The 24,357-nt window shown below is 70.6% G+C and carries 17 protein-coding genes; 4 read left to right on the top strand and 13 right to left on the bottom strand.

From position 1 onward, the window contains the following. Window positions 1-77: 77 nt before the first annotated feature. From G4D86_RS24070 to G4D86_RS24060, 3 genes are all read left to right on the top strand, one after another. Window positions 78-1,226: a hypothetical protein gene (locus G4D86_RS24070; protein ID WP_163996334.1), complete on the top strand. Its 1,149-nt coding sequence runs from the start codon at window positions 78-80 to the stop codon at window positions 1,224-1,226. A 13-nt stretch (window positions 1,227-1,239) separates the two neighbouring features. Further along, a complete protein-coding gene (locus G4D86_RS24065; RefSeq protein ID WP_163996333.1) occupies window positions 1,240-3,405 on the top strand; it encodes a bifunctional alpha,alpha-trehalose-phosphate synthase (UDP-forming)/trehalose-phosphatase in 2,166 nt (721 codons plus the stop codon). An 80-nt stretch (window positions 3,406-3,485) separates the two neighbouring features. Next, window positions 3,486-4,733, top strand: coding sequence for a serine hydrolase domain-containing protein (locus tag G4D86_RS24060; protein WP_163996332.1), 1,248 nt, complete (start codon window positions 3,486-3,488; stop codon window positions 4,731-4,733). Between the two features lie 75 nt (window positions 4,734-4,808). Here G4D86_RS24060 and G4D86_RS24055 read toward each other — a convergent pair whose 3' ends face one another. From G4D86_RS24055 to G4D86_RS24015, 9 genes are all read right to left on the bottom strand, one after another. Continuing rightward, window positions 4,809-8,468, bottom strand: coding sequence for a DUF3857 domain-containing protein (locus G4D86_RS24055; protein WP_163996331.1), 3,660 nt, complete (start codon window positions 8,466-8,468; stop codon window positions 4,809-4,811). A 175-nt stretch (window positions 8,469-8,643) separates the two neighbouring features. Next, entirely contained in the window at window positions 8,644-9,159 is a 516-nt protein-coding gene (locus tag G4D86_RS24050) for a chemotaxis protein CheW (protein ID WP_163996330.1), read from the bottom strand. A 136-nt stretch (window positions 9,160-9,295) separates the two neighbouring features. Next, window positions 9,296-10,042 carry an arylamine N-acetyltransferase family protein gene (locus G4D86_RS24045; protein ID WP_163996329.1) on the bottom strand — a complete coding sequence of 249 codons (747 nt, stop codon included), beginning with the start codon at window positions 10,040-10,042 and terminating at the stop codon, window positions 9,296-9,298. A 5-nt stretch (window positions 10,043-10,047) separates the two neighbouring features. Then, window positions 10,048-12,768 (bottom strand): M1 family metallopeptidase, encoded by a 2,721-nt coding sequence (locus tag G4D86_RS24040; RefSeq protein ID WP_163996328.1) that lies wholly within the window; start codon window positions 12,766-12,768, stop codon window positions 10,048-10,050. A 123-nt stretch (window positions 12,769-12,891) separates the two neighbouring features. After that, on the bottom strand, window positions 12,892-14,163 hold the full coding sequence (locus G4D86_RS24035) for an SBBP repeat-containing protein (protein WP_240360440.1): 1,272 nt from the start codon (window positions 14,161-14,163) through the stop codon (window positions 12,892-12,894). Between the two features lie 249 nt (window positions 14,164-14,412). Continuing rightward, entirely contained in the window at window positions 14,413-15,132 is a 720-nt protein-coding gene (gene sitI6, locus G4D86_RS24030; RefSeq protein WP_163996327.1) for a SitI6 family double-CXXCG motif immunity protein, read from the bottom strand. A gap of 14 nt (window positions 15,133-15,146) precedes the next feature. Continuing rightward, window positions 15,147-15,794: a SitA6 family polymorphic toxin lipoprotein gene (gene sitA6 / locus G4D86_RS24025; RefSeq protein ID WP_163996326.1), complete on the bottom strand. Its 648-nt coding sequence runs from the start codon at window positions 15,792-15,794 to the stop codon at window positions 15,147-15,149. Window positions 15,795-15,952: 158 nt separating this feature from the next. Continuing rightward, on the bottom strand, window positions 15,953-16,891 hold the full coding sequence (locus G4D86_RS24020) for a DUF2381 family protein (protein WP_163996325.1): 939 nt from the start codon (window positions 16,889-16,891) through the stop codon (window positions 15,953-15,955). Window positions 16,892-16,977: 86 nt separating this feature from the next. Further along, entirely contained in the window at window positions 16,978-18,843 is a 1,866-nt protein-coding gene (locus tag G4D86_RS24015) for a serine/threonine-protein kinase (protein WP_163996324.1), read from the bottom strand. Between the two features lie 283 nt (window positions 18,844-19,126). Between G4D86_RS24015 and G4D86_RS24010 the strand changes: the two genes are divergently transcribed. Next, window positions 19,127-19,474, top strand: a complete 348-nt coding sequence (locus tag G4D86_RS24010; protein ID WP_163996323.1) for a helix-turn-helix domain-containing protein — start codon at window positions 19,127-19,129, stop codon at window positions 19,472-19,474. 56 nt (window positions 19,475-19,530) lie between these two features. On the opposite strand, the gene G4D86_RS24005 is transcribed toward G4D86_RS24010, so the two are convergent. From G4D86_RS24005 to G4D86_RS23985, 4 genes are all read right to left on the bottom strand, one after another. Beyond that, window positions 19,531-20,733: a serine/threonine-protein kinase gene (locus tag G4D86_RS24005; protein ID WP_163996322.1), complete on the bottom strand. Its 1,203-nt coding sequence runs from the start codon at window positions 20,731-20,733 to the stop codon at window positions 19,531-19,533. Between the two features lie 116 nt (window positions 20,734-20,849). Beyond that, on the bottom strand, window positions 20,850-21,551 hold the full coding sequence (locus G4D86_RS52200; RefSeq protein ID WP_205519712.1) for a ComF family protein: 702 nt from the start codon (window positions 21,549-21,551) through the stop codon (window positions 20,850-20,852). A gap of 22 nt (window positions 21,552-21,573) precedes the next feature. Next, the gene (gene gpmI, locus G4D86_RS23990) at window positions 21,574-23,115 is read right to left on the bottom strand and encodes a 2,3-bisphosphoglycerate-independent phosphoglycerate mutase (protein ID WP_163996321.1); all 1,542 of its coding nucleotides are present in this window, start codon (window positions 23,113-23,115) and stop codon (window positions 21,574-21,576) included. Window positions 23,116-23,193: 78 nt separating this feature from the next. Further along, complete coding sequence (locus G4D86_RS23985) at window positions 23,194-24,345, bottom strand: RNA ligase RtcB family protein (protein ID WP_163996320.1); 1,152 nt, start codon at window positions 24,343-24,345, stop codon at window positions 23,194-23,196. Between the last annotated feature and the right edge of the window lie 12 nt (window positions 24,346-24,357).

Genomic DNA, 24,357 nt, shown 5'->3' with positions numbered 1-24,357 from the left:
GTCTCCTGCCTGCCCTCGAAGGCCGCTGGCACTGCTGGAGAAAGAGGCTCGGAGTCGGTGATAGCCTGCGGACTCCGATGCCCCGCCTCCTCTCGCCCTCCCAGGGCTGGCTGTTCAGTCCGGGAGTGGACCTGACCGTCTTCGCCGGCAGCGCGCTGATGTCCGTGGTCTTCGTGCTCGCCGCGCCGTGGCTCGGCGCGGCGGGAGACACGCCGCTGTGGGCCTGGGTCCTCTTCGTCGTCTGCGTGGACGTGGCCCACGTCTGGTCCACACTGTTCCGCACCTACCTGGACACCGGCGAATTGCGCCGCCGCCCCGGCCTCTATCTGGGCGCGCCGCTCGCCGCGTATGTCGCGGGCGTGACGGCGTACCTCGTGTCCCCCCGGGCCTTCTGGACGCTGTTTGCCTACGTGGCCGTCACGCACTTCGTCCGCCAGCAGTACGGCTGGGTGGCCCTCTACGGCCGCAAGGTCCGCGCCTCCACCGCCGAGCGCCGCCTGGACGCCGCCGCCATCTATGCCGCCACCCTGGGCCCTGTCGTCTGGTGGCACGCCAACCTCCCCCGCGACTTCTGGTGGTTCGTGGAGGGCGACTTCCTCTCCGGCCTGCCCCGCGGGGTGGGCACGGTGGCTCTGGCCATCCATGCCGTCGTCCTCGCGGCCTGGGTGGGCTTCCAGTTCCTGCGCGTGGCACGGGGTGAGGGCGTGCAGGCGGGCAAGGTGCTGCTGGTGGCCGCCACCTGGGTGGCGTGGTTCGGCGGCATCGTCCTGGCGAAGGACGACTTCGCCTTCACCGTGATGAACGTCGTCCTTCACGGCGTCCCGTACTTCGCGCTCCTGTTCCGCTACGCACGCGGGCGGCGCGCGGAAGGTGGCTACGGCATGGGCGGGGCCCTGCTGCGCGCGGGGCTGCCGGGCTTCGTCCTGTTCCTCGTGGCGCTGGCGCTGATGGAGGAGGGGCTCTGGGATTGGCTCATCTGGCACGAGCGGGCACCCCTCTTCGGGGCGAGCACCGTGGAGCTGCCGGAGGACCTGCTTGCCCTGGTGGTGCCTCTGCTGGCGCTGCCGCAGGCCACGCACTACGTGCTGGATGCCTTCATCTGGAAGCCGGGCCGTGAGCCCGCGCTGTTGACTCGTCTGGGCTGGGCCCCAGCGGGCGGGCCCGAGGGTCCACCATCCAGCACGCTGCCCCTTTCAACCATGGCCATCCCCGGAGGGAGTGAATAAGCGTCAGGGGCCTATGTCCCGACTCCTGCTCGTCTCCAATCGCCTCCCCGTCACCGTCAAGGTGGAGAAGGACAGCGTCTCCGTGGTGCGCAGCGCGGGAGGCCTGGCCACCGGCCTGAGCCGCCCCCATGAGCGCTCCGGCGGCGTCTGGTTGGGCTGGCCCGGAGATGTCTCCCGCCTGACGGACGCCCAGCGCGCCAAGGTCGAAGCCCAGCTCGAAGCGCTGCGCTGCGTGCCGCTGTACCTCAGCGCCAGCGAGGTGAGCCGCTACTACGAGGGCTACTCCAACCGCGTCCTCTGGCCGCTGTGCCACTACATGGTGGACCGCATCCCCCGGCAGGACCGCGACTGGGAAATCTATCGCAAGGTCAACGAGCGCTTCGCCGACCTCGTCGTCCGCCACTACCAGCCGGGCGACACCATCTGGGTGCATGACTATCAGCTCATGCTCGTGCCCGGCCTGCTGCGCCAGCGGCTGCCCGACGCGCGCATCGGCTACTTCCACCACATTCCCTTCCCGTCGTCGGAAATCTTCAGCACGCTTCCCAGGCGACAGGCGCTGCTCAGGGGACTGCTCGGCGCGGACCTCATCGGCTTCCACACGGTGAGCTACGTGCGGCACTTCTCCGGAGCGCTGATGCGGCAGCTCGGGCTGGACACGGACATCGACCGTGTCATCTGGGACGGTCGCGAGGTGCGGGTGGGCGCCTTCCCCATGGGCATCGACGCGGCGGCCTTCGAGTCGCTCGCCAACGACCCGGGCGTGCTGGAGGAAGTGGCCACGCTGCGCCGGAAGGCGGAAGGCCAGCGCATCCTCCTGGGCATCGACCGGCTGGACTACACCAAGGGCATTCCGCGCCGGCTGCTGGCCGTGCAGCGCGTGCTGGAGCGCGAGCCCGCCTGGCGCGGGCGCCTGCGCTTCATCCAGGTGGCCGTGCCCAGCCGCACCCAGGTGGAGGCCTACGCCGCCTACCGCGAGAAGGTGGACGAGCTGGTGGGCCGCATCAACGGCCTGTATGGCGGTGTCCACAACGTGCCGGTGCACTACCTCTACCGCTCCTTCAACGAGAAGCAGCTCGTGGGGCTGTACCGCGCGGCGGACGTCATGCTCGTCACCCCGGTGCGCGACGGCATGAATCTGGTGGCCAAGGAGTTCTGCGCGTCCCGCCCGGACGAGGACGGCGTGCTCGTGCTCAGCGAGTTCGCCGGTGCCGCCGCGGAGATGGACAGCGCCCTCATCGTCAACGCCTACGACGTGGAGGCCATCGCGGATGCGATTGAAGAAGCGCTGGAGCTGAGCGAGGACGAGCGCCGCAAGCGGATGCGCGCCCTGCGCGAGGGCGTGAAGTCCCACGACGTGCACTGGTGGACGTCCAGCTTCCTCAACCGGCTCCAGTCCCTGCCCTCCACGGCGGAGCGCAAGACGGGCGGCGGCGCCGAGGCGCTGGAGCGGATGAAGGCGGCCCCCCGGCTGCACCTGCTATTGGATTACGACGGCACCCTGGTGGGCTTCGCGTCCCGGCCAGAGCTGGCCGCGCCGGACGACGCCCTGCGGGCGCTGCTGGCGAAGCTGCTGGCACGGCCGGGCACGTCGCTGAGCATCGTCAGCGGCCGGCCCAAGGAGACGCTGGAGGCGTGGTTCGGCGAGCTGCCCATGAGCCTGCACGCGGAGCACGGCCTCTGGTCCCGCACGCGGCCGGGCCAACCGTGGCGGATGCTGGAGGGCGTGTCCTTCGAGTGGAAGGCCCGCGCGCGGCCGGTGCTGGACGCCTTCTGCGAGCGGGTGCCGGGCTCGTTCCTGGAGGAGAAGACGGCGTCGCTGGCGTGGCACTACCGGATGGTGGACCCGGAGTTCGGCGCCATCCAGGCCCGCGAGCTGCGACTGCTGCTGCTGGAGACCTTCGTCGGTCAGCGCATGGACGTGCTGCCCGGAGACCGGGTGGTGGAGGTGCGGCCGCAGGGCGTGCACAAGGGCCGCGTGGTGGGCGAGGCCACGCAGGGGCTCGCGCCGGGCACGCTGGTGGTGGCCATTGGCGATGACCGGACGGACGAGGACCTCTTCGCGGCCATGCCCCCGGATGGGCTCACCATCAACGCCGGCCACAAGCCCACGCGCGCCGCCTTCCGCGTCAACGGCTCAGGCGAGGTCCGCAAGCTGCTCGGCGCACTGGTCTCCTGACGTGGAGTGACAGCGCCGTGAGGCGCCGGTGTTCCATCCTCCAGCCGGCGCCGCCGGCCTTCCCCAACAGGAGATGGAACATGGCTGTTCTGCACCGCGGACTGCGGGTTGGCATGGCATTGCTCGCGAGCTTCATGGCTCCGGCCTGTGGCCCCGAGGCTCCGGCTGGAAGCGAGCCGGAAGTGGGCGAGCTGGAGTCGGGTGAGCTGAAGCAGGAGGCGGGGCAATCACCCCTGCCGCCGCTGAATCGCGAGGCCCTGCGACAGGCCATCGCCAACCTGCCGAATGGCGAGGTGACGGGCGCCCTGGTCCGGGTGAGTGGCGCGGACGGGCACTGGCTCGGGAGCTCGGGCGTGGCGGATATCCACACCGGGGCGCCGATTCCCGCGGACGCGCGCTTCCGCATCGGCAGCATGACGAAGGTGTTCACCGCCACCGTGGTGCTGCAGCTCGTCGCCGAGGGCCGCGTGGACCTGGACCGGCCCGTCCAGCACTACCTGCCGCGCCTCTTGCCCGACGGCGTCTATGCCCCCATCACCGTGCGGCAGTTGCTCAACTACACCCACGGCCTGCCCGGCGTGCCGGTGCCGCAGAAGGACCCCGCGTGGTTCATGGAGAACCGCTTCCGCCGCTTCAGCCCTCGCGAGCTCGTCGCGCTGTCGCTCCCGCCGGGTCCCCGCTTCGAGCCGGGCTCGCAGCAGGAGTACGGCAACATCGGCTACATCGTCGCGGGGCTGCTCATCGAGAAGGTGACGGGCCATTCCTACGGGGAGGAGGTGCAGTCGCGCATCCTCCGTCCGCTGCACCTGCGGGACACCTCCGTGCCCGGCAACGACGTGACGATTCCAGGACCGCATGCGCACGGCTATGAGTCCGTCGCGCCGGAGGCGGACGGCTGCCCGGACGGGGCCACCGCGTACCGGGGCATGTGCCTGGTGGACGTCACCCTGGCCAGCCAGTCCGTGCCCTGGGCTGCGGGGGACATGATTTCCACCACCGCCGACCTGGACCGCTTCCTCGTCGCGCTCTTCAAGGGGCGGCTGCTGCCGCGCGCGCAGCTGGAGGAGATGTTCACCGTGCCGGACGTGCCCGACGTGAAGGGCGGACGCGCCAGCTTCGCCGCGGGGCTGGGCCGCTTCGTCGTCAACGGCTTCACCCTGTGGGGGAAGAGCGGAGACAGGCACGGCTACAACAACGGGATGGGCGCCACGCGCGACTTGCGGCGGCGCCTCGTCTTCTCCGTCAACACGCTCCGCATGGGGCAGGACCAGCCCCGCACCGCCGCGCGCATCATCGCCGCCGCCTTGAGCGGGCCCTCGCAGCCGTAGCCGGGCTCCGGACAGACGACGGCCCGCGGGTGGAAGGGGCTTCCACCGGCGGGCCGCGTCACTGTCTGGAATGGCTTACGGCGCCGCGGACGCGGTGCGGCTGCCGGGGCCCTGGACGAGCACCCGGCGCCCGAAGGCGCGGTCCACGCGGCCGAGGAACTCTCGGAACTCGGCGTAGTCGTCCGCCTTCACGCGCGCGGCGGTGAGGGCCATCTCCCCATCCGCCACCAGCTTGCCGCCGTCCACGCGGTAGGTCAGCTTCACGTAGCCGAACTTCGTGTTCTCCTCCACCGCCTGCGGCAGCTCCGCCACCGTCCAGCCGGCGGGCAACGTGTAGCTCAGCGTGAAGCTGTTCAGCCACGGGCCCTGCATCACCAGGTCGAAGCGGCGCTCGGCGAGCGACGCGTATGCCTGCTGGTACGTGCGGCCCGTGCCGAAGGGCAGGAAGCGCATGCCGTTGGACAGCACCTCCGCGTAGCGCGGGATGTTCATCTTGAAGTCCAGCGCCACGTCGTCGTCCAGCCGCGTGGTGTCGCTGAGCTTCACCTCCTGCACCGTCAGGCCCGGGAAGCTCTGCGCCCAGGCGCGCTCGAAGGTGGACTTGCGCGTGGCCTCCGGCCGGTACGCCCGGCGGTAGTCCGGTGCGCTCTCTCCGGCCACCGTGCTCGCGCCCGTTATCTGCGCGGCGCCGTTGGTGCTCAGCGCCACGTCCAGCGTCAGCCGCGTGGCGTTGTCCTCGGCCTTGGCCTCGGGCGTGGTGAGGAACGTGCTCTTGCCGTCCGGGTCCACCACCAGCACGTTGGCCACGCGGTCCGCGCTGGGCAGCTCCTTGGCGCCGTGGAACTCCGCCGTGCCGTCCAGGTACAGGTCATACTTGGGCACGTAGGCAATGGCGTGGTTGAAGGCCGCGAGGCTCGCCGGCTCCTCGCCGATGGCGCCCAGGTTGCGCATGCGCAGCAGCACCAGCCGGCTGTCCACGCCCGCGACGCGCAGCATGGAGTGGATGAGGCTCGCCTTGTCCTTGCAGTCACCGAAGCGGCGCGCCAGCACGCGGTCCACGCGGTACGGCTTGTAGCCGTGGATGCCGAACTCCAGCGCCACGTAGCGCGTGTTCGTCACCACGAAGCTGTAGATGGCGCGCACCACCGCCAGCTCGTCCTTGCGGTCCACGCCCTGGAGCACCTGGTCCACCGTCTGCCGCAGCTCGGCGTTGGGCTGGAGCTGGTCCCTCACGAGGCCCCACCAGTAGCGGCCCACCTGGTCCCACGTCTGGTACGTGGAGACGTGGAGATTCTGGGCGACTTCCGCCCAGCCCGGCATGCCCGGCTCCGGCACCACCTTGGAGACGTGCTTCGCGTTCCACCGGTAGAGCACGCGCCCGCCGTCCACCGGCTCCTGCGCGCCCTGCACACCGGTGAGCTTGCTCTTGTTCCAGTAGAGGGGGCGCTCCTTCGGCATGTCCACGAGGTACTGGAAGCGCACCTTCGGGTAGACGCCCTGCACGCTCTCCACGTCACCCCAGTAGTCGGAGAGGAGGTTGTCCTGCGCGGTGTCGTCCAGCCGGTACGTCAGCTCCAGCAGGTCGCCGGGCGCCAGCGAGGGGAAGGACAGCACCTTGGCGCGGGCGTCGTAGTACATGCCCGTCCACGGCTCGTTGATGTTGCGGTCATTCTCCCCGTAGCTCTCCACCACGGAGCCGTCCGCCTTCACCACGCGGGCCTTGAGGATGCGCACCTCCTGGCGGTCCGGCGAGTAGGTGACGGGCAGCGTGCGGAAGGCGTCCACGCCACGCGCGTTGAGCACCTTCACCACCATCTGCGACAGGCGGCTGGACAGGCCGCTCTTCTGGACGCGCACGTAGGTGCTGTCCACCAGGTACACCGCGTCCTCGTGGACGTAGGCCTCGGCTTCCTTCTCCAGGCCCTTCGCGTCCACCAGGTACTGCATGCCCGTGCCGGACGTCTCGCCCTTGAGGGTGCGCAGCGTCTCCTTCAGGCCCGGGTTCTGCGGGCGCAGCGCCAGCGACTTCTCGAAGGCGGCCAGCGCCGGCTCACGGCGGCCGGCGGCCAGCAGGGCGCGGCCCTCGCGCTCGTACACCTCGGGCTCGTCGGGGGAGAGGGCGCGGGCCTCGGCGAAGAGGGCGACCGCCTCCTCCACCGCGCCGTTGTTGGCCTTCAGCTCCGCCAGCCGCACACGCGCGCCGTTGTCGAAGGGGTTGAGGGTGACGAGCTGCGCGTACTCGCGCTGCGCGGCCTCCACCTGGCCGGCGTCCGCCAGCAGCGAGGCGAGCCCGCGGCGGGTATTCACATCGTCGAAGCGCAGCGCCAGCACCACGCGCATCCGGTCCATGGCCTCGCGGTTGCGGCCGAGCTGCCGGGACGCCTGCGCCGCGGCGCGCACCGCGCGGGGCACGCGGGGCTGCCGGCGGAAGGTCTCCTCCACCAGCGCGCTCGCGCGGGGACGCTCGTTCAGCGCCTCCACGGCATTGGCCAGCATCAGCCGGGCGGAGGCGGAGTCCGGGTCCTTCTGGAGCACCGGCGCCACCAGCCCCTCCACGCGCTCCGGGTGGCCGCGGTCCATTTCGTGGTCGGCCAGCGCCACTCGCGCGTCCGCGGAGTCCGGGTCCGCCTTCAGCGCGGCCTCCAGGAAGCGGCGGCGCTCGTTCAGGTCATCGCGCTGCTGGCCCGCGGCCAGCATCTGCAGGCCCGCGTTGCCGGGAGCGGCCTCGGCGGCGCGCGTGGCCTCCACGGTGGCGGTGTGCTCGCGCTCGTCATAGGCGCGGAAGAAGCCCAGCACGCGGGCGTAGTCGCCGCGCAGCTCGGCGTCGTTGGGGTTCTTCTCGACGAGGGTGCGCAGCGCGGAGGTGAGGGTGGGCAGCGACTGGGGCGCGGGGGCGGCGCCGCGCTCCAGCGCGGGGGCCTTCGCCGGCAGCGACGCGCGCACGGAGGGCGTCTCCTGGCGCAGGTAGAAGCCCAGCGGGCCGGATTCCTGGCACACCTTCACGAGGACGCGGTTGAGGCCCTTGCGCAGCTTCACGGACACGCGGGACTGGTCCGGCCGGGGCAGGTTGTAGCGGTCCTCCTTCGCGGCGAGCTGGCCATTCACCCACAGGCGGAACGCGCCGGAGGTGCCCACGCCCATGGCCACGCGCGTCTCCTGCGACGCCTCCAGCCAGGTGACGGCGTAGGCCACCGTCTCTCGGTTGGGGCGCACCGCGGTGGCGAGGTCCACGTAGCCGTCCGTGGTGTTCGCGGTCAGCTTGCGCCACGTGGCTTCACGGCCCTTGGCGCCGGGGTAGGTGGCAGCCAGGTCCAGGTTGGCGGCCTCGGGGCCGAAGTCGGTGTCGCAGCCGGCCTTGCCCTCGTTTTCGAAGCCGCCGACGACGTAGTAGTCGCCGACGAAGCCCAGCCACTGCTTCACCTCGTTGGCGCGCACCAGCCGGCCGCGGGCGCGCTCCGTCTCCAGCAGCAGCATCTGCGCGGTGGCGCGGGTGTTCGGGTCCGACGTGCGCCGCGAGGCGATGAGGGAGTAGGTGCTGATGAGCGGCGTCAGGTCCTCCACGTCATCCACCAGGGCGTGCATCCGCAGCAGGGCGGCGGCGCCGCGGGGGGAGGAGGCCTGCTTCAGCGCCTCGGCCGCGTACCCGCGCGCAGTCTCGTCCGCTGCCGGCCTCGCCTGCGCCCAGAGCGGGCAGGTGAGCACGAAAACCGCGGCCAGCCATGTGAAGCGGGACATCCGTTCTCCTCGTTGACGTCTACGGTAGGGGCACCCGCGAGGGAAACAGGGGGCGCCGACGGCGATGAACAGGTGACCCTCTCCGGGCCTTCCCCTGCATGCGGCCCCGGGCGGCGGGCAGGCAACCGAAAACGTCGCGGAGGGTGCTGTAGGGGACGAGGTAGGTGCGGGTGCGTCAGTTGCCGTGGCCCTGGGGGTCGCCCAGCGAGGCCAGCTGAATCGCGGAGTGGAGCTGGCTCTCGGTGAGGACGCGCTCCACGTCCATCAGCAGCACCAGCCCCTCGCCGTGCCGGCCCATGCCCACCAGGAAGTCCACCGGCATGGCGGCGCCGAAGGAGGGCGCTGGCACCACGTCTCGCGAGGACAGCACCAGCGGCGCGCCCACGCCGTCCACCGCGAGGCCCAGCCGCAGGGGCTCGCCGCAGCAGCGCACCTGGGCCAGCACCACGGTGGGACGCGCGCGCACGGTGCGCAGCGCCTGGCCCAGCAGGTGGGAGAGGTCCACCACTGGCACGGCCTCGCCCTCCTGGACGAGCACCCCGCGCACGTGGGGCGGCGCGTCCTTCACCGGCTCCAGGCGGGCCTCGGGCACCACGCCCGCCACGCAGGCGCTGGGCGCGGCGTAGTGCTCACCGCCCACGACGAAGTGGAGGTACGGCTCGGCTCTGCCCTCTGTGCCGGCGTTCATCATGATGTCGCTTCTGGGGGTGTGTTCCGTGACTTCCGGAGCAGGCAGGCGAAGGCGTATCGCTTTGACGGGTAGCTGACAAGTGGGCGCCGATTCCATGGCGACCCGGGACGAAGGTAGGTGTGCCTACGCCACGCGCTCAGCGAAGGGTGATTCCGAAGTGCCGCGCGAGCGCGTCCCGCCGGGCATCCTCATCCGCGAGCGGCTGCTCGTGGCGCCCGGCTCCCGTGGTGATGACGAGCGCGCCCTCCTTGAGGGTGATGCGGCCCTCGGGCGTGGCGCGGGTGCACAGGCGGCGCTGCGTGAAGGGGGACTCCGGCGACGTCTGGTGGTGCAGGCACATGCCGGCGAAGTCCGCGAGCGCGTGCGGCGCGAGGGTGAAGGAGTACTGCGCCTCCCAGCCCGCCGCCGCCTCGCTCCAGTAGACGAGCCGCCCTTCCTCCTCGACGAGCCGGTAGCCGCGCCCGGCCCGCACCTGGACACCGCGCTCGTCGAGCCGCAGCGGCTCCACGAAGCACTCGCCGAAGCCGACGTCGGCGAGCCAGCGGCCGGAGGCGTCCTCCACCAGCAGCGCCAGGTGGTCGAGCTCCGGGCCGTACTCGCTGCCGTCGGGCTTCGTGGCCACGCGCGCCGACAGCAGCGTGACGCCGTACCCGAGCGTCCGCAGCAGGCGCGCGAAGAGCCCGTTGAGCTCGTAGCAGAACCCACCCCGCCGCTGGAGGACGACCTTCTCGAAGAGGGCGTCCTCGTCGAGCCGGATGGGGCGCTCGAGATGGATGTCGAGGTTCTCGAAGGGAACGGCCTCGAGGTGGGCCCGGTGCAGCCGTGCGAGCGGTGCGCCCGCTTCCGCGCCGAAGCGCTCCAGGTAGCGAGTGGCGTCGAACATCGTACTCACCGCATACGGGTGGGGGCGGGCACCGTGGGGGGCGCGCGCAGGAAGGTCTTCACGCCCTCGCGGTGGAGGCGGTCTGCCTCGGCGCACAGGCGGATGGACTCCTCGGCCCGGGCCAGCGCGCGCGGCGCGTTCTCCAGGCGGGGGACGCGTGGCGCGAGGAACGCCTGCACCTCCGCGTGACGCTCGGAGTCGCAGAGGTTGCCCACCAGGCTGACGAGCCAGCCCAGCTCGTCCGAGCGCAGCCGCTCCGCGAGCGCGTCGAAGTTCTCACGGTAGAAGGCCCAGGCCAGCTCGCGTGTGTCGGCCGTCATGAAGGCGCCGGTGAGGATGACCTTCGTGTCCCGCAGGTCCATCTCGGTGCTCGTCACCAGGGGCAGCGCCTGCTTCACGAGCGCCGGGTCGCGGAAGCTGGCAATCGTGGTGAGCAGCTGGCTGCGCTCGTTCCGGTCCTCCGTCTTGCGGGCCCGGGCGAGGAGGGTGTCGAACAGGGCCTTGTCCCCATGTTGTGCGGCCACCGCCAGCACCAGGGGCACTGCCTCCGGGTCGAGGGACTTCCGGTCCGCCAGCCATCCCCTGGCGAGCTGACCTGCCTCCTTGCTCAGCACGGGGTCCTCTCCCTGCATCGTCGCCAGCTCCAGCAGCCGCGCGCGCTCCTGCTTCACGTCGTCGCTGTCGCCCGGCTTCGGCTCCCAGCCCAGCTTGCGGGCGCGAGGGCCATAGACTCCGCCCACCCAGGCGCGGAAGCGGGCACGGTCCTCCGTGGACAGTCCGTCCTCGTTGACGAGCTGGAGGAGCCGCGCGCCGCGCTGGACGATGAGGCGGTCCTCGTCATGCGCGGTGGCGGGGACGAGCCGCAGCGCCTCGCCGAGCGGCAAGTCCCCCCGGCTCACCGAGCCCTCCACGTCCGCCAGCAGCGCCAGTCGCTCCTCCACGGTGAGGCTCTTCGGAGGCGCGGCCAGCACCTGGGCGAGCTGCTCGCGCGTGTAGCTGGCGCGGTAGTAGCCCATGCCGCCCGCGTTGAGCAGCACCCACTTCGGGCAGTCGCGCATGGGCAGCGACAGCTCGCCCGTGGCCTCGCTGAGCATCGTGCAGACCCGGTGTGAGCCGCCGCCCGTCCCCGCGCGCACGCACACGGGCACGGACCACGTCTGCTTCGTGCTGCCGGTGGAGCCGGCCGGCAGGAAGCGCTCCTGCGACAGCTTCAGCCGCGTGGGCGTGCCCGGCTTGCACTGCAACTCGGCGGAGATGCGCGGGGCGCCGGGCTGGTCGATGAAGCTCCGGAACGAGCGGGCGAGGTCGGGGCTCGCGGCCTCGGACAGTGTGGTCGCGAAGTCCTCGGACGTGGCCACGCCCCAGGCGTGCTTGCGGATGTGGACGCGCAAGAGGTCCCGCATCTTCTCCGGGCCGAGCCACGCCTCGAACATGGCGATGACGGCCGAGCCCTTGGCGTAGGTGGTGCCATTGTCGAACGCGCCGAGCACGTCGTCATGCGTGTCCGCCGGCTTGCGCACGGGGAGCGCGGCCGAGAGCGTGTCCGCGTCGAGCGCGAAGGACAGCGCGTGCATGCTCGCCTCGCGCGAGAAGCCCCAGCCCGGGTCGAACCCGTCCATCTGCTTCCTGTCCAGCCACGAGGTGAGGGACTCGTTGAGCCAGATGTCGTCCCACCACTTGCAGGTGACGATGTCGCCGAACCAGTAGTGGCCCAGCTCGTGGCCCGCGATGGTGACGTACCACTTGCGGCGCGCGAGCGTCTCTTCGCCGGGGCGGATGAGCGTGAGGGGCTGACCGAGCGCGACGATGCCCGGGTGCTCCATGGTGCCCCAGTAGCGGGGCACCACCGCCACGTCGAGCTTCTCGTACGGGTACGCCTGGTCGAAGAAGTCCTCCAGGCTCTTCACGATGCGCGGGGTGGCGCTGGCCGCATAGGCCGTCTCCGGGCCGCGGCCCTTCGGGACGATGAAGCGCAGCGGCGCGGCGTTGCGGCCCACGGTGCCCGCGTCCACAACGTCGAAGGGGCCCACCATGAAGGCCACGAGGTAGCTGGGCATGGGGCGGCTCTCCGCGAAGGTGACGCGCTCGAGGCCCTCCGGCAGCGGCTCGCGGGAGACGACGGGGTGGTTGGCGAGCGCCACGTGCCCGGCCTTCACGGTGAAGCGCAGGCGCCAGGGCACCTTGAAGCCCGGCTCGTCGAAGCAGGGGAAGGCGCGGCGCGCGTCCACCGGCTCGAAGAAGGTGTAGAGGTAGGGCTCGCCGCGCTCCTCCACGCCGTAGATGCCGCGGCTGCGCTCACGGTCGATGTGGCCGGTGAAGGACAGGTGGATGACGGCCTTGCCCGCCGGGAGGGGCTCGGGAAGCAGCAGCCCGAGGCGTCCGTCGCTGGCGGTGGTGGTGCGGGCCTCCAGCGTGCGCGAGCCCGTCTCCACGCGGGCCTGCGTTATCTCCAGGTCCTGGCCGTGCAGCCACACCTGGCGCACGGGCTCGCGGACCTCCACGTCGATGGCGACGGCGCCGGAGAAGGTCGGCTCGGCGGGGAGGAGCTTCAGGTCCAGCGCGTAGTGGGTGGGCCGGACGGTGTCGGGGAGCCGCAGCGCGGGCGGTTGCGGCTCGGGATACGAGGGCGCCGCCGCCACGGGAGCGGGAGCGGGCGTCGCCGGCTCGGGCGCGTGGGCGCAGCGGAGGGCGACGAATGCGAGGAGGAGGGGGAGGGGCCAGCGCATGCCGCGAAACTAGCGCGCCTCCCCGGTGGATGGGGGATTGGGAAGCGGGAGGCGGGCTGTGTCATCCCGCCTCCCTGCAACCTCCTGGAGCGTGCGCGCGGGCGCCGGTGCTCCAGCCCGGCCTCAGAACCGGATGAGGAAGGCGTCGTAGCTGCCCGCGCTGGTGTTGCCGCCGAGGCCGCCGTACGTGAAGCCCGTCATGTACGTGTTGCCGCTGGCGTCCACGGCCACGCCGCGGCCCTGGTCGGGGCGGGAGGTGCCCACCACGCGCGTGCCGAGCTTGGTGCCCAGGGCGTCATAGCGCGCGAGGAACGCATCGCTCAGCCCGGCGGAGGGGTTTCCGTCGAACACGCCGCTGGTGTAGCCCGTCACCTGCACGGTGCCATCCGCGGCCACGGCCACGCTCTGGGCGTAGTCCGGCTGGGTGCCGCCCAGCAGGCGGCTCCACTGGCGGTTGCCCTGGTTGTCATAGCGCGCGAGCAGCGCGTCGTAGGTGCCGGCCTGGGGATTTCCGTCCAGCGTGCCGAAGGTGTAGCCCGCCAGGTACACGCCGCCGTCCGGGCTCACCGCCACGCTGGTGGCGTAGTCGAGGTCGGACGCGCCCACCTGCCGCACCCACTGCTGGGTGCCGAGGATGTCCAGCCGCATCAGGAAGATGTCGGTGCCCACCGGGGTGGTGGTGCCGTCGAGGCTGCCGAAGGTGTAGCCGGTCACGTAGACCTCGTGCGTGGGCGTCACCGCGATGCCCTGCGCCACGTCGCTCTGGCTGGAGCCGAGCTGCTGCAGCCAGTAGGGGTTGCCGGCCGTGTCGTACAGGGCCACCACCACGTCGTAGTTGTTGGGGTTGCCGCCGTTCGCGTAGCTGCCCCCGGTGTAGCCCGCGACGTACAGCGTGTCGTCCGTGCCCACGGCCACGCCCGTGGCGAAGTCATCCATGACGGTGCCGCGCTGGCTCAGCCACAGGCGGTTGCCCTGCGCGTCGTACTTCGTGACGAAGAAGTCGAGGCCGCCCGCATTCACGTAGAAGTCGAAGCCGCCGAAGGTGTGGCCGACCACGTACACGTTGCCGTCCGCGTCGGTGGCCACCGCCGTGGCGCGGTCGTCCTCGCTGGTGCCGAGCTGATGCACCCACTGCAGCGCGCCGGCGGTGTCGTACTTCGAGATGAAGACGTCCTGGCCGCCCGCTCGCGGCTCCGGCCCGAGCTGGCCCGTGGTGTTTCCCACCACGTACACGCTGCTGCCCGAGACGGCCACCGCCTGGGCCTGCTCGTCCAGGTTCGACCCGAGCTGCCGCACCCAGGCGGGCGCGGGAACCTGCGCCGAGGCGGGAAGTGGTGCGCCCAGGGCCGTCACGACGCCCGCCAGACCGAACATGCTCCACAGGGACTGCTTCATCACGCGACTCCATTCACGGAAGAGGAAGAGCAGCGCCGTGGATGTCGCGCACGCGACGCACAACGGCCCACGCGGGGACGGCGTGTCCCACGGCAGTTGTTGCAAGAGCACACCAGTGGCGCGGACGGAAGTGGGTAAAACGAGACTTCACCGGACAGACAAATAAGGCTGAAGGCCCGCGCTATCGTCAGCACCTCCACCCGCACGGCGCCGGCTCCCAACCCGCTTCAGGTAGGTCGGTGAACCCGCTCACCGCGCAGGCAACTCGCGGAAGGTGATGCCGGGCAGTTCCAGGTGGTGCACGGCCTCCATGAACCGCTCCGTGCCGACAATCACCGTGGCGAAATTGCCGACCCGGAAGAGGTCGAGGTCCATGGGCAGGGAGGCAACGTCCAGGGTAGCGACCTCTGGCAGCCGGAACCCGACCCGGCCGCAGGTGACGCACGGTGGAGGCAGGTCGGGAGGCATACAGTCCGGGTGCAGCCGGCCGTGCGGCTCTATCTGCAGCTCCAGCAACTCCGGCGCGTCCTTCTTGCGGAATCGCAGCTCCGTGCGACAGCCGAGGAGACCGCGCACACCTTCCGCCTGGAGGCGCTCCAGCGCATCCCGGTGCGCCAGCCACAGGATGTCACCCTGCGATGTGAACGGGCCGAACTTCCCGGAGGCCGTGCCAACCAGCGGCCCAAAGCTTGTGCCGGGGGGCAGCTTCGCGTTTGGAGGGGCCAGAGGACGCACCAGCTCCCGAAGTCGCTCGAACTCCGCGACAGGGACCGGCCTCGAGCGGAAACTCTCCTGCTCCGAAAGTTGCGACAGGTCCACTCCCGGATACTGGTGTCCTGCACTCCCCCACGTAACTCCGCATGTGTCGCACTTCACGCCGGGCAGGTGCCACTTATGTGCGGCGTCGAAGTCTCCTTTGAAGCGCGCCCACATCGTCCTGTCCCGCGTGAGTTCAAAAAAACGGGTCATCTGCTCTGGGGTCCTCAGGCGCCTGGACGGGAGTAGTAGGGCTGAATGGGGCCGCCGCTGAGCTCGAAACGATGGATGAGCTCCCCTGCGTGTTTGTAGATCTCCGCTGGTGAGGGAGTCTCGTTCTTTCGCCTGAACTCGCGCCAGGCTTCGTTCCAGAGACCTCCCGAGGGTCCTCCGTCATGAATCCGCCTGTGCATGTCGCGCGGAATCGGCATGGTGTAGTCGTGGATTTTGACCCCCCTCGCCTCGAACCACTCCGCCAGGTCCCGAGCCTGGGGGAAGATGTGGTGCTTCTCCCAGCGTCCGGGAGTGAGCTGGCGTGACGGCGGAATGAGCCTGTCAGGGGCGCCATTCCAGTTGGGGAAGACCATGACGGCCCCCCGGGGGAGGTTCTGCGCGCCTCCCCAGTTCCTTCGGGGACCACTCCCCGGCGCCGCAGCTACGGGAGGGCGTGCAGGAGGGAAGCGCGCCAACTCGACTTCACCGGGCGCGTCCTCGCAGCGGTAGAAGCCGCAGGCGTCACCCAGGCACAGCATGGTGACGCACTGGTCGTCTTGAAGCTCATCGCACTCCACCGCCGCCAAGTGAGCATCCGGAGTCGTGGAGCAGCCCAACGACGCGGCCAGCAGCGAAAGCCACAAAGCGAGAATAGTTCGCATAGATGGTGAAACCTAACATCGCGGCAGCTACTTCGCGCTGAGGGCCGCTGCGCGAGGTGCCGCACGTCGGCGGCGGCCCGTGCGCGGCCTCGCCTTCAGCCCGTGCGTGTTGTCGGGCAGCATCTGCATTGAGACGTGCCCCTGCCGCCAACCGCGTGTCAGGGCACGTCCGTTGTCCCGGAGGACTCTGGGAACTGGACGTTGCCCAGGATGACCGGGCGCTTGCCGTCCGTGGCCCAGATGGTCAGCGTGTACGGCCCCGGGCTGGTGGTGTTCGTGGCTTCGGCCTCCACCACCACCTTGCCCTTTTTGCCCGGCTGATGCGGCGCCGTTTGCCACACCCTCAGCACCCGGAGCGCGGTGCCATCCTTCGCCTGCAAGGCCGCGCCCTCCGCCCGCCATGTCTCGGTTCCGCGCGCGCCTTCCAACCGCACCGCGAGCGCGAAGCTCCTGGCGGCTCGGTAGGTGACCACATTCGTCGCTGTCAGCGCGCTTCGCCGGTGAAGAACGAAATCACGCGCCGACAAGCGCACCTGGACGCCTTTGTCGTCCATGTGCTCGGCGGCGAGCAGGCCGGTGAGGCCTTCTGGCCGGGACTGGGCCGCCTGCAACCGGGCGACCTCCTCTTTCAGACGCCGCACTTCCGCCTCTTTCTCCTCCAGCTCCGCCTGGAGGTTGGCGGCAGGACGCGGGTGGCGGAACACCTCCACCTGCCGCTCGGCCAGTGTGGCGTGCACCACCAGGAGGAAGTCCGCGCTCGTGGGCACCGCGTCGTCCTCGAAGTGAACGGTGAGCTGCAGTTCCTCCTCCGCCTCGAGGTTGGAAGCGGGCAGCAGCGTGAGCGTGTCCTCATTCAGCCGCACCCGCCCGAAGCGCTCACGCTCCTGCAGCTCCACGCGCGCCACCGCCGTGTCGAAGACCAGGACCGTCCCCACGCCCGGGCTGATGCGCACCTTCGGAGGCGGGCTTGCGCGCCTCGGCCCGAGGGTGATGCGGCGCGTGCCCGGCGTCCACGGGTCGACTTCCGGCTGAGCGGTGGCAGGGGGCACGACAAGCAGGGCACATGTCAGCAGGACCGCGCCAAAGGGACTCAGCACGAAGGCGTACCTCCAGAGTGGGGACTCAGCGAATGGGCCGTGCCGCCGCCACTCCATGCGCCTGTGTCATGAGAACAGTCACGGCATCACTCGAAGTGGTCCACCGCTCTCAACGCCACGGTGGAAATGATGCGCGCGGAGTCCACGGCGGTACTGCCTGGCTCGCGTCGCACGCCCCGGACCCTCTCTTCAAAGTCACGCAGCTCCAGGCAGACGGGGAAGACGTCCCCCTGCTCCGTCCGGCCCTCGGTGAAGCGGCCGTAGACACGCTCACCCACGATGAGCCGCCCGCTCACGGTTCCATTGTCCAACTGCCCAAGCTCGCCCACTTCGACGCGGATCCAGCCGTCGCGCACGGGGACCACGTCCACTCCCTTGTCGGGATGGCGCCCGGGCAAGATTCCGGAACCCGAATCGCCTACGTAGATGCCCAGCTTCTTCATGGACTCCACGGCCCCCACGGGGCACGGCTCGGCGGGAGGTTTCTCGCGAAACTGCGGTCCCCCGGGGCAGGCCAGGGCGGTGCAGGCGGCCGCGGCGGCGGCAACGCGCGCCAGGGAGCCGGAGAGGCGGGCCGGGCGGGGCTGCGCGGGAGTGGCGGGAGGAGGAGTTGCAGGCTGCTTCACGGGTGACTCTTCTTTCTGCACGTGCGCCGCCGGCGGGGCGACGACCGCGGGAGTGGAGGCCGCCAACAAGGGGGCGGCTGCGGCCCGCTCAGCTTCTGGCGGCGCGGCGGACGGCGCCATTTCCCTACCGGAAGACAGAGATGGAGGCGCGTGTGCCCGCATCATCAGCGTCGCTCCCGCGACGAGGCTGGCCACAAGGCCCATGAGGACAGCCCACTTGAAGCTGCTCCGCGTCCCCACGGGCGGCTCGGCGGAAGGAGCGGGCGGTGCCACCGTGCCAGCCGCGGCGGGGACGGGCCCATCGGGCACGATTCCGTCAGGCAGCCGGCCCCGGCGTGGCACGTCCCCTCCGGCCTCGCCCTCCAGCATCCATGCTTCCTCGTCGTCCTCCGGCATCTCGGGTGGCGCGGCGGGAGCGGAGGCCTTGCTCTCGCAGAGCGGCACGTCCCAGGCGTCGTCCGCTTCGGCCAGCTCCGCCTCCAACGACTCGGCCAGTGCGCCCGCGCTGGAGAAGCGTGCTTCCGGCTGTTTCTCCAGCAGCCGCATGCAGAGCGTCCCCAGCGTTGGGGGCACGCGCGGGTTCGCCGCGTGCGGAGCCGCGGGCGTCCTCGAGATGACGGCTTCCACCTCCGTCGCGGACGAGGGCGCGGCGAAGGGGTGCCTGTCCGTGAGCACCCAGTAGAGGAGGACACCCAGGGCATACAGGTCGTCCGCCGCCGTGGAGACGTAGTGCGCGTCGGCGCCTTCCCCGTGTGCCCGGCGGAAGGCCAGCGCCTCTGGGCTGCGGTACTGCGGCGTGCCGGGAGGCAGCACCTCCCGTGTCAGGCGCGGCGCCCCCGGATACGAGCCCACGCCGAAGTCCACCAGCACCGCCTGTCCGGTGGCGTCGCGCACCACCACATTGCTCTCCTTCACGTCCCGGTGCAGCACGCCACTGTCGTGGGCCGCCGCGAGTCCAAGCGCCAGATCCAGCACGAGGCTTCCCGCGCGGCGTGCGCTGGGGTTCTCCTCCGCCACCCAGTCGTTCAGCGTCCGCCCCTCCACCAACTCCATGGCGATGTAGAACCACTGGGGCGCCCTGTCGGGCCAGAGCCCGCAGGCATGGAAGCGGACCACGTTGGGGTGGCCCAGCCGCGTGAGGATGGCCACCTCGCGTTGCGCCCATCCACCCAGCGCGGAGAGCGACTGCAACTTGAGCGCGAAGGAGTGGCCCCCACGGCGCGCGCGGAAGACGGCGCCGCAGCCGCCCCGTCCCAGTAGCCCCTCCACCGAGAAGCCACCCACATCCGCGCCAGGCTCCACGTCCGCGAAGAGTGGGTCTCTCATGGGGCCGTCTCCCGGCGGCCGGCGACACCCTTGCCTTCCTCATGAATACCGGCGCCGACAAGGCGCATCAGGACTTCCTCCAGGAGTGGATGGGCGGCAGCAAGCCCAGGAGCGAGGCTGCGCACGACCCCAGGCAGCCGCACCACGGGGCGGCAGCGGGCGGCGCTACCAAACGGGAAGTCTATCACGCGCTATACCTCGCTGATATAGCTCGCGCCCCAAGAAAAGAATGCCCGGCGGATGAAGTCACGCGGGTGGCAGTGCGCTACCTTCACTCGCACGCATGGACGAACAACTGGGAATGATGGTGGGCAAGGCGATGCGCGAAGCGCGGGCGCGCCTGGGGCTGACACAGGTGGAGGTCGCCGCCATGGTGGACATGCACCCCATGGTCTACAGCCGCGTAGAGCGCGGGAAGATGGTGCCCAGCACGGGCATGATGCGCCGTCTGAGCATGGCCCTGCGCACCCCCACGGACGAGCTGCTGGGGCTGGCCCGTCCCGACAAGGAGGCCCGGCGCGGCGCGCAGAAGGAACCGCCGCTGCTGCGCCGGCTGGTGACACTGGCGCGCGAGCTGGATGAAGAGCAACTGGAAGCGCTCGTCGTCATGGCCCGCGCGCTGTCACGCTAGCCGTCGCCCCAAGCGCCTCCAGAGAGCCACTGGAGCGCAGCGAGCGTGGCGGCCCGCTAGGTCCGGCGCTTCCTGCCTCCCGCGGAAACGTCCGGCTCATGTGACTCCAGCCCCGCGGGGAACAGGCGCTCATCCTCCAGGTCCACCTCGCCCCGCGCGGCGCTGGCCTCGCTGATGAGCTGCGCGAGTTCCGCAGCCGCTTCCTGGCGCCCGTAGGGGCTGGCCTGCCATTCGCGCGCGAGACATGCGCGCAACGCGTCCCGCATCTGTCCGGCCGTGGCGTAACGGCCAGTGGGCTCACGTCGCAGGACACGTTGGAGGACGGCCTGGAAGTCCTGGGGCAGACCGGCCACCGCCCGGACGACTGCGTCTGGCTTGCAGGCCGCCATGAGCGCGAGAAGCCGGGTCAGTGGCAGCGAGGGTTGCTCTTCCACATCCACCTTCGCCAGCGCGCCTTCCGGTGCTTCGGCAATCTCCTCCATGGCTTCCTGGAAGAGGTGGCGCCCTGTAGCCAATTCCAGCAGCACCAGCCCCAGCGAGAAGAGGTCGGCGGCGGGCGTCAGTCTCCGCAGGCTCAGATACTCCGGTGAGGAATAGGCGACGTCCCCTTTGCGGAGGGCCCCTTGCGTTACTTCGCGCCCCACCAGACGCGAGTAGGCGACCCCGAAGTGCGTCAGCTTCACGGCCCCGTTCCTGCTGATGCTGACGTTGCGAGGGCTGACGTCCCTGTGCACCAGGCCCAGCGGACGGCCCGCGTCGTCGGTGAGCTGGTGGGCATGGTGAAGCGCGTCGGCAATCTCCGCGCCGACGTGCAGCGCGAAGGGAATGGAGACAGGCCGGTGCCGCATCGCCATGAGGCACAGGACGCCATCCAGGGTGGGGCCGTCCACGTACTCCATGATGACGTACGGCTTGCGCTCATGAATCTTGAAGTGGTGCACCTGGGCAATGGCCGGGTGATTGAGCCGGTAGGCCAGTTGCACCTCCTCCACCAGTCGCTGCCGCCGCTCGAAGGTGGAAGGGCTGCGCACCCGCCGGATGACGACGGGGCCCGCCAGCCCGTGTTTCTCGTGACGCTCGGCCAGCATCAGCACCTCGCCGTCATCCCGCCGCTCCAGGACCCGGACGAAGTCGTAGCGCGTGTCATTCACGTGGAAGAGCGTATGGCGCCCGCCCGGCGCTTCCAGTGCTTCCTCTTCCTCGGTGATGAAGGTGGGCGCAGTGAGCGGCGCAGCTACAGGCGTCACAGGGGGCTTCATGCAGACTCCGGAAGCGGGGTGTACTTCCGGAGTCTATCTACAGCTAAGTCTATGGGATACGCATTTGCGGCATCACGGCTGCGGATGTCCGGCCACTCCACCGGTCTCAGGACGTCTCAGGCCAGGCTGAAGGCCCGCGCCACGGTCAGCACCTCGACTCTGACGGCGCCGGCTTCCCGAAGTGCCGTGGCAGCGGCACGCGCGGTGGCGCCCGTGGTGAAGACGTCATCCACGAGCAGCACCTCGCGGCCCTTCACGATGGGGGACGCGGTGAATGCATCGGCCACGTTGTGCGCGCGCTCGGACTCCGTCAGCCCCACCTGTCGCTGTGTCTCCCGGGTGCGCGTGAGCCAGCCCACCGGTGCCTCACGCCCCGTGGCCTTCGCCAGCGTTCCCGCGAGAAGCTGTGCCTGGTCGTACTTGCGTGAGTGATAGCGGCGCGTGTGCAGCGGCAGCGCCACCACGAACTCCGGTGCCCCACCCAGGAACGTCCGGGCCTCACCCGCCAGCAATTCCCCCAGCGGCGCGGCCAGCTCCGGATGGTCCTCGTACTTGAACCGATGGATGGCCCTCGCCACGGGCCCTTCGTGGGCGAACGGAGCCCACCCCCGGGAGAACGGAGGTGGCACCGCGCGGCACCGGGGACAGGCTCCCCCGGGAAACGTCCCGGGCTCCGCGCAGGTGCGGCAGCACGCGGGCGGCAGTCGCTCCAGCGCGGTGTCGCACGGCTCGCAGAAGAATGCCCCCGGGCCCGGCAACACCTTCGCGCAGGCGATGCACGAAGGTGGGTAGAGCAAATCCAGCAGCGCCTTCAGCACCGGCACGCCTCCGGCGCGCTGCTCAAGGGAACAGCCCCATCCGGTTCATCTCCTTCGACTGCGGCAGCCCCATCACCTTGCACAGCGTGGGGGCGATGTCCGCGAGGATGCCGGGGCGCAGCTTCTGCCCCCGGAAGTCCGGGTGGATGAGGTGGAAGGGCACCGGGTTGAGCGTGTGCGCGGTGTGCGGCTCGCCCGTCACCGGGTCCACCATCTGCTCGCAGTTGCCGTGGTCGGCGGAGATGGCCATCACCCAGCCGTTGCGCTCGCACGCCTTGCCCAGCACGCCCAGGCACTCGTCCACCACGCGCACCGCCTTCATCGTCGCTTCCAGTTGGCCGCTGTGGCCCACCATGTCCGGGTTGGCGAAGTTCACCAGCGCGAAGTCGTACGTCCCCGCGTCGAGCCGCCGCACCAATTCCGCCGTCAGCTCGCGCGCGGACATCTCCGGCTTCAAGTCATATGTCTTCACGTCGCGCGGGCTGGGCACCATGTGCCGGTCCTCGCCCGGGTACACCACCTCGCGGCCGCCGTTGAAGAAGAACGTCACGTGCGCGTACTTCTCCGTCTCCGCCGTGCGCAATTGCCGCAGTCCCTTCTGCGACAGCAGCTCCGGGAAGATGTCCTGCGGCTGGTCGGGCGCGAAGGCAACCGGGAGGTCGAACGTCTCGTCGTACTGGGTCATGCACACGTAGCGCCCCAGCCGCAGCCCGCCCCGGTCGAACTCCTTGAAGTCCGGGTATGCGAGCGCCTTCGTCAGCTCCCTCGCCCGGTCCGCGCGGAAGTTGAAGAAGACCACCGTGTCGCCGTCCTGGATGCGGCCCACCGGCGTGCCGTCGCCGCTGGCCAGCACCGTGGGCTTCACGAACTCGTCCGTCACCTTCTCCGCGTAGGACGCGCGGATGGCGCTCAGCGCGTCCGGCGCCTTGGGGCCGCGGCCGTACACCAGCGCCTCGTAGGCGAGCTGCACCCGGTCCCACCGCTTGTCGCGGTCCATGGCGTAGTAGCGCCCGCTCACCGTGGCGATGCGGCCCGCGTGCGTCTCGTGGAGGAAGCGCTCCAATTCCTCCACGTAGCCCAGCGCGCTCTGCGGCGGCGTGTCGCGCCCGTCCAGGAAGGCGTGCACGTAGACGTGGGGGACACCCCGCTCGCGCGCGGCACGCAGCAGCGCGTACAGGTGCTCCATGGACGAGTGCACGCCACCCGGAGACACCAGCCCCAGCAGGTGCAGCGCCTTGCCGTCCGCCTTCACGCCGTCCATGGCCGCGCGCAGCACGGGATTCTGTCCCAGCTCACCGGACTCGGCCGCGCGATTGATGCGCACCAGGTCCTGGTAGACGATGCGGCCGGCGCCGATGTTGGTGTGGCCCACCTCCGAGTTGCCCATCTGCCCCTCGGGCAGGCCCACGGCCAGTCCGGCCGTCTGCAGCTCGGTGAAGGGGTAGGGGCTCGCCAGCTTGTCGAGGTGGGGCGTGCCGGCCAGGAGGATGGCGTTCGCATCTCGCTCCTGGCGGATGCCCCAGCCGTCCAGGATGCAGAGCAGGACCTTGTGCGCGGGAGTCATGCCCGAACCCTAACCATGGGGGCGGCGGGCGGAGAGGACAAAAAGCGGCTGCCCCTCAACCTGGCGGGCAGGAAGCCGTCACTCCCCCCGGGCGCGCGTCTTGTACGTCAGCACCGGGGCCAGCGTGGCCACCACCCGCACCAGGCCCGCCTCCACCAGGTCCGTCACCACCCGGTCGATGGCCTTGTACGCGTGGGGCGCCTCCTCGAAGAGGAGGTCCTTGTTCTCACACACCACGTGGCTCTTGAACGACGTGCGCGTGAGGGACTCCGCGGTGAAGCGCTCCTTGATGCGCTCTCGGGCGGCGGTGCGCGTCCACTTGCGGCCGGCGCCGTGCGCCAGGCTGTGCGCGCTGACCGTCCCGTCTCCCACCGGCGCCACCAGGTAGCTCAGCGCGCCGCGACTGCCGGGAATCACCACCGGGCCCTCGTCCGACGGCGCCGCGCCCTTGCGGTGCAGCCACTGCGTGCGCCCGTCGACCTTCAGCGGGGTGACGCTGTTGTGGCAGACATCCAACACCCGCCGACCCAGCGCGCCAATCCCGTCCAGCATCCGCCTTGCCACCAGCGCCCGGTTGGCCCGGGCCCACTCCACCGCGTGGTCATGCCGCGCCAGGTACGCCCGCGCCTCCGCCGAGTCATCCCCCAGCCCGCCCGCGGCGTGCCGGTCCACGTGAGAGCGGAGAATCGCCTCGCCCAGGCCGCGCGAGCCGGAGTGCACCAGCAGGAGCAACCGGTCCGCCGCCAGCCCCAGCGCCGCGAAGGCCTCCGCGTCGTGCACCGCGTCCACCCGCTGCACCTCCGCGAAGTGGTTGCCACCGCCCACCGTGCCCAGGGCCGCCTCGAAGCCGGTGGCCTTCACCCCCTGCTCCGAGAGAAAGCCCTCCGCGTCACCGCTCCACGGCCCCTCCAAATCCAGCTTCGACGCCCACCGCTCCGCCTTCGCCTTGCGTGCCAGGAGGTCCACGTCGAAGAGCCCCATGCCACAGCCGATGTCGTTGCCGACGAGGTAGGGATAGAGGAAGCCCTCGGAGGTGAAGGCGGCGCCCACCGGTGCGCCCTTGCCGGGGTGCAGGTCCGGAAGCCCCACCGCCAGGCGCATGCCGGGCAGGCGCGCCATGGCTTCGAGTTGTCGCACCGCCTCGCCCTCCACCCACGACTGGGGCGAGGCGATGATGCGGACGTGCGCCGTGGGCGCGGAGGAAGGGGTTGCGGAGGCGGCGGTGCTCATGAGCCCGCAGAC

The organism is Pyxidicoccus caerfyrddinensis, assembly GCF_010894405.1.
Classification (GTDB): Bacteria; Myxococcota; Myxococcia; order Myxococcales; family Myxococcaceae; genus Myxococcus; species Myxococcus caerfyrddinensis.
The sequence above is the reverse complement of the archived record's forward strand: the minus strand, read 5'-3'. Positions and strand labels throughout refer to the sequence as shown.